Origin of the sequence: Nostocoides australiense Ben110 (genome assembly GCF_001050535.1) — a bacterium.
Classification (GTDB): domain Bacteria; phylum Actinomycetota; class Actinomycetes; order Actinomycetales; family Dermatophilaceae; genus Nostocoides_A; species Nostocoides_A australiense.
Genome location: NZ_HG764815.1, coordinates 2,152,076 through 2,161,929, shown reverse-complemented (window position 1 = coordinate 2,161,929; position 9,854 = coordinate 2,152,076). Strand labels below are relative to the sequence as shown.

Below are 9,854 nucleotides of genomic sequence, written 5' to 3'. Positions count from 1 at the left end.
GGTCGGCCCCGCCCCGACGGCGCGCCGCGCCGCGCTCGGCCGGCATACGGCAGCCGCAGCCGCTGACCCCGCCCGAGACGACCGGAAGAGTGCTCCCCAAGCCCGGCAGGGCGGGGGCGATTCAGGTGTCGGCTAACAGGAGTTGGACGCTGTCGAGATAGGTATCCGCCAGATCCCGGCCCAGCACTGAGCGGTGCACGAGATATCCCTGCGCCAGGCCGATGAAGGCCGGCGCCAGCTTGCGCGCACGGGCCAGGGCCGCGCGTCGCGAATGCCCTTGCGAGACAAGCCAGGCCGCCAAGTATTCGGTGAAGACCGAGCGCATGGTGGAGAAGGCCTGCTGCGCGATGGGGCGCAGTTCGCCCGACGGACCCGCGGCGCCCCAGATCTGCAGGACGATTCCGCTGTCGAGGACGTCCTGAGGCATCGTGTCGAAAAGGGTGCGCAGCAGGGCGCTCGGGGTGGGGATCTGCTCCGCCACCGCCGAGTCGGCGACGATGTCGACGCGGCTGGCGATCACGCCCCGCGCGACCTCGGCGGTCAGCTCGGCCTTGTTGGTGAAGTGGCCGTAGATCGCCCCGGCGGACATCCCCGACGCGCTGACGATGTCCGCCATCGACGTCGTGGCGAGCCCCTTGTCCATGAACTCGCTCAGGGCGGCATCGCGAATCCGGTCGCGGACGGCCAGGCGGCGGGCTTCGGTGACCTTCGGCATACCCTCATCATAAAAAACGAACGTTCTGTTTGCAATTCTGGACGCGGAGTGGCAAAGTACAAAACGAACGATCATTCTCCAATGAGAACCAGGAGATGCCAGTCATGGCCCACCCCGCTCCCACCGCCGAATCGACCCACTCCGCGCCGTCGACCCACACCGCGCAATCGACCTGGCCGACAACGCTCCGCACTGTGCTCGGAGCTTCCACCGTCGTCCTCCTCGTGCTGCTCGCGTTCGTCTGGCCGAGCTACCTGAGCAAGGTCAAGGACCTGCCGCTCGTCGTCGCCGGCCCGCCGGCCGCGCTGACCCAGATCCAGGCCGGGCTCGGCAAGTCCGGTGCCTTCGATATCACCACGGTCGCCGACCGCGCCGCCGCCGAGAGCGCCATCAAGCAGCGCGATGCCTATGGCGCCGTGGTCGCCTCGCCCTCCGGGGTCGAGTTCCTCACCGCGAGCGCCGCCAGCACCGTCGTCAGCCAGGCGCTGAACCAGGCTGCCGCCGGGATCACGGCCCAGGCGGCCGCGGCAGGGCAGCAGCCGCCCAAGGTCACCGTCACCGATATCGCCCCGCTCAGCCCCGACGACCCTCGTGGCGCGGGCTTCGCCGTCGCCGGCCTGCCGCTGGCCATGGGAGGCATGCTCGGCGGCGTCCTGATCTCCCTGCTCGTCGCCGGACACCGCCGTCGCCTCGCCGCGGTGACCGGGTATGCCGTGCTCGCCGGCCTCCTGCTCGCCGCGGTCCTCGGGCCCTGGCTCGGCATCCTCGTCGGCAGCTTCGTGATGGAGTGGGCGATCATCAGCGCCGCCCTCTTCGCCACCGGCGCCTTCATCGTCGGCATGAACGGCCTGATCGGCCGCGCCGGCATTGCCCTCGGCGCCATCGTCACCCTCTTCATCGGCAACCCGCTCTCCTCGCTGACCATCCCCAAGGAGATGCTGCCCTGGCACTGGGGCGAGATCGGACAGTTCTTCGTCCCCGGCGCCGCCGGCACCCTGCTGCGGCTGGAGTCCTACTTCCCCGACGCCTCGACCTTGCGCCCTTGGCTCGTCCTGGCCGCCTGGGCGCTCGTCGGCGTCGTCACCTTGTGGTTCGGCCGGCACGCCGACGAGGAAGTCCTCCACATCGACGGGGCCACCGAGCCCGAGACCGCCCCGGCCTTGGCAAGCTAGGGGTATGCCGCCCGCCTTCACCCCGACCCGCGCCGAGCGTGCGCAGAAACGCGCCTTCGAGGCGATGCTCGCCGTCCCGGACCGGCTCCGCCGCCGCCTCGACCTGCACCCGCATGTCGTCGATGGGGCCCGGCTCGACCCGGACACCCACGTCGGGCTGGCGATCATGACGAAGCTCGGCGAGCCGGAGCTGGACCAGTTGCCCGTGCCGGAGGCGCGGCGGCAGCTCGCGCTCGACTCGTGGATGTTCGCCGGCAAACCGGCTCGGGTGGCGACGGCCGCGGACCTGACCATCCCCGGGCCGGCGGGCGGCATACCGGCCCGGCTCTATCGCCCCCACCCACCCGCGGGCAGCCCGCCAGGCCTGAAACCCCTTGGGCTGCTTGTCTATTTCCACGGCGGCGGATGGGTGCTCGGCGATGTCGACACCCACGACCCGACCTGCCGGCTGCTGTGCGGGCTGGGACACGTCGCCGTCCTCAACGTCGGCTACCGGCTCGCCCCGGAGCACCGCTTCCCGGCTGCGGTGGACGACGCGGTGGCGGCCTTCCGATGGGCGCATGAGCACGCCGAGCAGCTCGGCCTGGACCCGGAGCGGATCGCCGTCGGCGGCGACAGCGCCGGCGGCAACCTGGCCGCGGTCGTCGCCCAGGTGACCCACCGCGAGGGCGGGCCCATGCCGGCATACCAACTGCTCGGGGTCCCGGTCACCCAGCTGGGCGCGACCACTCGCTCGCGCGAACTCTTCGGCGAGGGCTACTTCCTCACCAAGGCGAACATGGACTGGTATGAGGCGAACTACCTCGGCCCCGACGGTGACCCGAGCGATGTGCGCGCCTCGCCGCTGCTCGCCCACGACCTGGCCGGGTTGCCGCCGGCCTATGTCGCCGTCGCCGGCTTCGACCCGCTGCGCGACGAAGGCATCGCCTATGCCGAGAAGATGCGCGCCGCCGGGGTCGATGTCACCGTGCGGGTCCACGAGGACGCCGTGCATCCGATGCTGACGATGCCGGCCGCCCCGCTCGGGCAGCGGGTGCTCGCCGAGACCGCCGGCGCCCTGAAAACGGCGCTCGGCTGAGCCGCCCGGCCACGTATCCTGTGGGCGTTGTCCTCAACCCCCTCAGGAGTTACCCCGTGGCCATGCGCATGTCGTCCCTGTTCCTTCGCACCCTGCGAGAGAACCCGGCGGACGCGGAGGTCCCGAGCCACCAGCTTCTGGTCCGCGCCGGCTACATTCGCCGCGTCAGCCCCGGCATCTACACCTGGTTGCCCTTGGGTCTGAAGGTCCTCAGGCGGGTCGAGCAGATCGTCCGCGAGGAGATGGACGAGATCGGCTCCCAGGAGTTGCTCTTCCCCGCCCTGCTGCCGCGCGAGCCCTACGAGGCGACCGGACGGTGGAGCGAATACGGCGCCAATCTCTTCCGGCTCAAGGACCGCCGCGAGGGCGACTACCTCCTCGGCCCGACCCACGAGGAGATGTTCACCCTGCTGGTCAAGGACATGTTCTCCTCCTACAAGGATCTTCCGCTCGCGCTCTACCAGATCCAGACCAAGTACCGCGACGAAGCCCGGCCCCGCGCCGGCATCCTGCGCGGGCGCGAGTTCGTCATGAAGGACTCCTATTCCTTCGACATCGACGAGGCCGGGCTCGACAAGAGCTACGACCTGCACCGCAGCGCCTACGTCAAGATCTTCGACCGGCTCGGCTTCCACTACGTCATCGTCCAGGCGATGGCCGGCGCCATGGGCGGGTCGAAGTCGGAGGAGTTCCTCGCCACCGCCGAGAACGGTGAGGACACCTATGTGCGCTGCGACAACTGCGGGTATGCCGCGAACGTCGAGGCCGTGCAGGTCACCGCGCCGCCGGCGCAGCCGTATGACGCGCTGCCGGCTTCCCACGTCGAGGACACCCCCGACACGCCGACCATCGAAACCCTCGTCGCACATCTGAATTCAGCTTTCCCCAAGGCCGACCGGGAGTGGACGGCGGCCGACACGCTCAAGAACGTCGTCGTCATGCTCGTGCACCCCGACGGGACCCGCGAGCCGCTCGCCATCGGCGTGCCGGGCGACCGGGAGGTCGACGAGAAGCGGCTCGGTGCACAGGTCGAACCCGCGACGGTGACGGCGTTCGAGGAGAAGGACTTCGCGGCATACCCGACGCTGGCCAAGGGCTACATCGGCCCGGGTGCGTTGGGGGAGAAGGGAACCAGCGGTCTCCGCTACCTGCTCGACCCGCGTGTCGTCGAGGGCACTGCCTGGGTGACCGGCGCTGACCAGCCCGGTCGTCACGTCCTGGATCTCGTTGCGGGACGTGACTTTTCGGCGGACGGCACGATCGAGGCCGCCGAGGTCCGTCCCGGTGATGCCTGCCCCAGCTGCGGGTCGCCGCTGCTGTCGGCGCGAGGCATCGAGATGGGCCACATCTTCCAGCTCGGCACGAAGTATGCCGAGGCGCTGGACCTGAAGGTGCTCGACGAGTTCGGCAAGCTGCAGACGGTGATCATGGGCAGCTACGGCATCGGCGTCTCCCGCGCCGTCGCGGCGATCGCCGAGGGCAACCACGACGAGTTCGGGTTGGTCTGGCCCCGGCATATCAGCCCGGCCGACGTGCACATCGTCGCCGCCGGCAAGGACGACAGCATCCTGACCTACGGCGAGGAGCTGACCCGCGCGCTGGAGGCCGGGGGCCTCGAGGTCCTCTTCGACGACCGCCGGCAGGCCAGCCCGGGCGTGAAGTTCAAGGACGCGGAGTTGATCGGCATCCCGACGATCGTCGTCGTCGGCAAGGGCCTCGCGGACGGGACCATCGAGATCAAAGACCGGCGCTCCGGGGAGCGGCGCACCGTTCCGGTCGCCGACGCGATCGCGGAGATCACCCGAGAAGTCACTTCAGCCTGACTGACGATGAGCGACACGGCCGGCTGGTGGGAGAAACACCGACAGACGATGAGCGACACGGCCGGCTGGTGGGAGAAGCACGCCTTCCCCAGCGCCGTCGACCTCGTGCTCTCCGACCGGCTCGTCGGTGAATGGCGGCGCGGACTGACAGCGGGGGCGCACGGGATCGTGCTCGATCTCGGCTTCGGATCGGGGCCGAACCTGCCGCACTACCCGATGGCGGTCGAGCAGGTGTATGCCGTCGATCCCTCGGACGAGGGTTGGCAACGGGCCGGCGCAGCCATCGCCGACTTCGGCCGGCCGGTGACTCGGATCGGCACCGACGCCGCCGCGATCTCGCTGCCCGACAACAGCGTTGACGTCGTCGTCGCCGCCTGGAGCCTGTGCTCCATCCCGGACGTCGAGGCGGCGTTGACGCACGCGCGCCGGGTGCTGCGGCCGGGCGGCACCCTGCGCCTCGTCGAACACGGTCTCTCGCCGCGGCCGTGGCTCGCTGCGGCGCAGCGGGCCATGCAGCCCGCCTGGGGGCGGCTCGCATCGGGCTGTCACGTGGATCGGGACATCGAGAGACTCGTGGCGGCCGCCGGGTTCGACACCTCCGGGCTCACCGCGCAGACCGCGTTCGGCGTGCCGACCCCGTGGACCTGGTTCGTCGCGGGCTCGGCCACCACCAGCCCGTGAGTCGGTGCGGTCTCGGACGTAAGGACTCCGTAACCCGCGCGCGGTGCTCGAGCGCCGGTGCCGGCCCTAGCGTGGGCACGTGCCCGGGATCGGCCCGGGCGAGACGGGAGTTGACACCATGCGTCGGTCACTGGTCGCCGGCCTCATGATGGTCACGAGTGCCGCCCTCGCCGGACCGGCGGCCGGGGCTTCGGACCCGGTGCCACCCCGGACGTCTTCACCCCGGACGGCTGCGCCCGACACGACGACTCCGGCGGCCGCCGTCCTGACCCCGACCGTCCTGCCAGGACTGGGCGGGTCCTCTGCCTCCGCTGCCGCCGTCAACGACTCCGGCGTCGTGGCCGGCACCGCCTTGGCCACGGACGGGCGCTACTACGCGGTGCAGTGGACGGGCGGGCGGATCACCCGGCTTCCTGCCCTGGGCGGCTCCGAGTGCCAGGCCAGGGATATCGACAACTCCGGGCGCATCGTCGGCGGCTGCATGACCGCGGCCGGGACGTTCAAGCCGGTCATGTGGGAAGGCGGGCGCCTGACGCGGATCCCCGCGCCCGGCGATTTCGGCATGGCCGTCGCCACCTCCAAAGCGGGAATCGTCGGGACCTACAACGTCCCCGGCGACGACCCCTTCCAGACCCGCCGAGCCTTCCGGTGGAGGCCCGGCCAAGCAAGCGCTCGCACCATCACGGCCCCGATCGGGGCCAGCGCCGAAGGCATCAACGACTCCGGCCGCGTGGTCGGCGCGATGCGCTGGTTGTGGGCGGACCCGAGCCCACTGGGGCAGTACCGGGCATGGACCTGGTCGGCCGGAACGCAAACCCAGCTCGGCACCCTGGGCGGCGGCACCACGCCCAACGACATCAACAACGCGGGCCAGGTCGTGGGGACCTCGATCGCGGCCGGGAGCCGCCTCGTCCCCTTCATCTGGTCCTCGGGCCGCCTCCGAGCTCTTCCCACCGGTGGCCGCAACTCCCTTACCGCCCAAGCCCTCAACGACGGCGGGGTCATCGTCGGCACGGACGGCAGTCAGGAGCGCGCCATCCGTTGGGCGTCACCGAGCAGCCCGGTGACCTACCTGCCGCAGCCGTCGGGCACGATGTTGAGCCAAGGCCAGGATGTCAACAGGGCCGGGACCGTGGTCGGCATGGCCGGCAGCTACGACGGCTCGGCGTTCCGCTTTGTCGCCGTCGTGTGGAAGTAGCCTCGGAACGCCTTAGCCGGAAGTCTGCTGGTGACGCGGGCGCTCGAAGAACAGAGCGGCCGCAAAGCCGAGGAGCACCACCGCCGCCGGCAGCAGCATCGACTCCGCCAGCGCCTGTGCGAACGGCTCCTTCACCGCTTCCGGCATGGCCACAGCGCCGCTCTCGGCCATTGAGGAGGCCCCACCCGGCATACCGGGAAGCAGCGCGGCGATGCGAGCTTCCATGAGAACGGCAATCGCGGCGCTGCCCAGTACGGCGCCGATCTGGCGGGTCGTGTTGTAGACCCCGGCACCGGCCCCCGCCAGGTGCGGCGGCAGGTTGCGGTTCGCGGACGTCGCGAGCGGACCCCAGACGAAGGAGTTGGCGACGCCGAGGACCAGGGCGACGAGCAGGATCGACCATGTCGACGAGCCCGGCGTCATCACCCGCGACAGGGCGAAGGTGACAGCCGCAAGCGTGAGCAGCCCGAAGCCCGCCAGCAGGCGAGGGTGCATCCGGTCGGTCAGCTTGCCGGCGATGGGAGCAAGGACGATCGACATCACCGCCTGCGGCGCCAGGAGCAGTGCGGCACGGGTCGGGGAGAGGCCGCGCACTGCCTGGGCATAGATCATGAACGGGAACATCATCGCGGTGATCGCGAAGCCCACGGTCGAGATGGCGACATTGGAGACCGAGAAATTGCGGTCGCGGAACAGGCCGAGCGGCACGAGGGGTTCGCGTCGGATCCGGCTCTGCCACCAGACGAACAGCCCGAGGAGCACGGCGCCCACCACGAGCAGCAGGGGCACCGAGATCACGCCGGTGATCTGTCCCCAGTCATAGGCGTGGCCCTCCTGGATGGCGAAGACCCCGCAGAAGAGCCCAACAGCGCTCAGAGCGACGCCGACCCAGTCGAAGCTGTGCGAGTGCGTCTCCAAACGGGGCACCAGGCGCCAGGCGAGCAGCCAGCCGATGATGCCGACGGGGACGTTGATGAAGAACATCCACTCCCAGCCGAGGCTGTCGAGCAGGACGCCTCCGAGGATCGGGCCGACGAGCGTGGCCACCCCGGCCGCCGCCCCCCACAACGCCATCGCGCTGCCGCGGCGCTCCGGCGGAAAGGTCCGGGTGATGACGGCCATCGTCTGCGGGGTCATGAGGGATGCCCCCAGGCCCTGGAACACCCGGGCCACGACGAGCATGCCGATGCTGTCGGACAGTTCCCCGCTCAGGCCGCACCACAGCGAGGCGAGGGTGAACAGCGTCAGGCCGGCGAGGTAGACCCGCTTGGGACCCAACCGGTCGCCGAGCCGGCCGGTGATCAGCAGCGGCACGGCATACGCCAGCAGGTAGGCACTGGTGACCCACAGCACCGCGGTGACATCGGTGTCGAAGGCGGCCATCAGGGCCGGGGTGCCGACGGCGACGATCGTCGAGTCGACGAGGATCATGAAGAAACCGACCACGAGCGCCCACAGGGCCGGCCACGGGTTGACAGGGACAGGGCCCGAGGGCGCGGGTGCAGTCACTTTGCCGAGGATACGACGCCAACCACCGCGTAGGATCCTGACTCCATGAGCCACGAGCGTTCGCAACCCGGGGTCGAGGCCGTCGTCTTCGACTGGGGCGGCACGCTGACTCCTTGGCACGCCGTCGACATCGGCGAGCAGTGGCGGGTGTTCGCGCGCGAGGTGCACGGCATACCCGTCGACTCACCGGAGGTGAGCGAGGCGGACCTGAGGGCGGCGCACGACCTCGCCGACCGGATCATCGCGGTCGAGGACGACGCGTGGGCCCGCGGACGCGCCGACCACACGAGCGCCCACCTCGATGCCATCCTCGAGGCCGCGGGCGTCGACCCGGAGCACGACCGGCACCTGCTGGCGCTCGCGGCCTACCGGCGCTTCTGGGAACCGCACACGATCACCGACCCGCAGGTGCGGCCGCTCTGGGAAGGGTTGCGAGAGAACGGGATCAAGATAGGCGTCCTGTCCAACACGATCTGGACCCGCGACTACCACCGGGAGCTCTTCGCCCGGGACGGCGTCCTCGACCTGATCGACGCGGACGCCTATTCGTCCGAACTGCACGTGGTCAAACCGCACGCGGAGGCCTTCGCGGCCATCCTCCGGCAACTCGACGTGGAACCGGGCGCGGGGGTCTACGTCGGCGACCGGATCTACGAGGACGTCTGGGGGCCGCAGCAGATCGGGATGCGAGCCATCTGGATCCCGCACTCGGACCTGCCGCCCAGGCAACGCGTCGCCGTCGACGCCACTCCCGATGCGACCGTGCACGAACTGCGCGAGATCCTCGGCGTCGTCACCGGCTGGACGGCGTGAACGATCTCCCGCCCGAGGTGTGGCTCGGGCTGGCCGCGCTCGTGGCCGGCTGGATCGACGCCGTGGTCGGCGGCGGGGGACTCGTCCAGATCCCCGCCCTCCTGTTGGGCGTGCCTGGCGCCACCCCGGCCCAGGTGCTCGCGACCAACAAGCTCTCCTCCATCGCCGGGACCGTCTCGAGCACAGCGACCTACTGCCGCCGGGTCCGGCCCGACCTGCGCACGGCCGTGCCGATGGCGGCGGTGGCCCTCGTCGGCGCGATGGGCGGAGCCCTCATCGGCGTGCACATCCCGAAGTCCGCGTTCAACCCGATCGTCCTCGTGATGCTCGTCCTCGTCGGTGCCTACACCCTGCTCAAACCCGACCTGGGATCAGTGACGGCGTTGCGGCACATCGGGACTCGGCATACCGCCCTCGCGATGCTGACCGGCTTCGCCATCGGGGTGTATGACGGCGCTCTCGGCCCCGGCACCGGATCCTTCCTCGTCTTCACGCTCGTCGGGCTGCTCGGTTATGCCTTCCTGCCGGCCACGGCGAAGGCCAAGATCGTCAATCTGGCCACCAATATCGGCGCCCTTGTGGTCTTCATTCCCGGTGGCCACGTCATGTGGCGCACCGGGCTGATCATGGCCGCCTGCAATGTCATCGGGGGGTATGCCGGCGCCCGCACCGCGGTCGCGCGCGGCTCCGGATTCGTGCGGGCGGTGTTCATCCTCCTCGTCGGCGCGTTCATCATCCGGCTGGGCTGGCAGATCGTGGACTGAGGGAAGAATCGTGGGCTGAGGAAGTCTGGGCGGGACCATGGAAGGTCCACAGGTTCGCCACAGGATCGGCCGGGACATTTCTTGTCATGACCGCGACAGCC

9 protein-coding genes are annotated in these 9,854 nt (G+C 70.2%); 7 read left to right on the top strand and 2 right to left on the bottom strand.

Annotation, left to right across the window (positions count from 1 at the left end):
- Positions 1-121: 121 nt before the first annotated feature.
- The gene (locus tag BN11_RS10410; RefSeq protein WP_048697366.1) at positions 122-715 is read right to left on the bottom strand and encodes a TetR/AcrR family transcriptional regulator; all 594 of its coding nucleotides are present in this window, start codon (positions 713-715) and stop codon (positions 122-124) included.
- A 194-nt stretch (positions 716-909) separates the two neighbouring features.
- Here BN11_RS10410 and BN11_RS10405 point away from each other — a divergent pair, with 194 nt between their 5' ends.
- The 5 genes from BN11_RS10405 to BN11_RS10385 all read left to right on the top strand — a co-directional run bounded on the left by BN11_RS10405 (position 910) and on the right by BN11_RS10385 (position 6,667).
- Positions 910-1,887 (top strand): hypothetical protein, encoded by a 978-nt coding sequence (locus tag BN11_RS10405; RefSeq protein ID WP_157044074.1) that lies wholly within the window; start codon positions 910-912, stop codon positions 1,885-1,887.
- 4 nt (positions 1,888-1,891) lie between these two features.
- Entirely contained in the window at positions 1,892-2,965 is a 1,074-nt protein-coding gene (locus BN11_RS25160; RefSeq protein ID WP_053084062.1) for an alpha/beta hydrolase, read from the top strand.
- Between the two features lie 56 nt (positions 2,966-3,021).
- Positions 3,022-4,788: a proline--tRNA ligase gene (locus tag BN11_RS10395; RefSeq protein WP_048697363.1), complete on the top strand. Its 1,767-nt coding sequence runs from the start codon at positions 3,022-3,024 to the stop codon at positions 4,786-4,788.
- A gap of 6 nt (positions 4,789-4,794) precedes the next feature.
- Entirely contained in the window at positions 4,795-5,469 is a 675-nt protein-coding gene (locus BN11_RS10390) for a class I SAM-dependent methyltransferase (protein WP_157044073.1), read from the top strand.
- A gap of 79 nt (positions 5,470-5,548) precedes the next feature.
- Positions 5,549-6,667, top strand: a complete 1,119-nt coding sequence (locus tag BN11_RS10385; protein WP_048697361.1) for a hypothetical protein — start codon at positions 5,549-5,551, stop codon at positions 6,665-6,667.
- Positions 6,668-6,679: 12 nt separating this feature from the next.
- Here the strand turns inward: BN11_RS10385 and BN11_RS10380 are convergent, their stop codons facing one another.
- Complete coding sequence (locus tag BN11_RS10380) at positions 6,680-8,176, bottom strand: DHA2 family efflux MFS transporter permease subunit (protein ID WP_268807094.1); 1,497 nt, start codon at positions 8,174-8,176, stop codon at positions 6,680-6,682.
- A gap of 45 nt (positions 8,177-8,221) precedes the next feature.
- On the opposite strand from BN11_RS10380, the gene BN11_RS10375 reads away from it, so the two are divergent.
- Both BN11_RS10375 and BN11_RS10370 read left to right on the top strand, forming a co-directional pair.
- The gene (locus BN11_RS10375) at positions 8,222-8,989 is read left to right on the top strand and encodes an HAD family hydrolase (protein WP_048697358.1); all 768 of its coding nucleotides are present in this window, start codon (positions 8,222-8,224) and stop codon (positions 8,987-8,989) included.
- Positions 8,986-9,753: a TSUP family transporter gene (locus BN11_RS10370; protein WP_048697355.1), complete on the top strand. Its 768-nt coding sequence runs from the start codon at positions 8,986-8,988 to the stop codon at positions 9,751-9,753. The genes BN11_RS10375 and BN11_RS10370 overlap by 4 nt, the downstream gene beginning before the upstream one ends.
- The last annotated feature ends 101 nt before the right edge of the window (positions 9,754-9,854 follow it).

What these genes read in the sequence shown, in the direction of transcription:
- BN11_RS25160 (WP_053084062.1), top strand. Translation starts at nt 1,892, where the DNA reads ATGCCGCCCGCCTTCACCCCGACCCGCGCCGAGCGTGCGCAGAAACGC.
- BN11_RS10390 (WP_157044073.1), top strand. Translation starts at nt 4,795, where the DNA reads ATGAGCGACACGGCCGGCTGGTGGGAGAAACACCGACAGACGATGAGC.
- BN11_RS10375 (WP_048697358.1), top strand. Translation starts at nt 8,222, where the DNA reads ATGAGCCACGAGCGTTCGCAACCCGGGGTCGAGGCCGTCGTCTTCGAC.
- BN11_RS10410 (WP_048697366.1), bottom strand. Translation starts at nt 715, where the DNA reads ATGCCGAAGGTCACCGAAGCCCGCCGCCTGGCCGTCCGCGACCGGATT.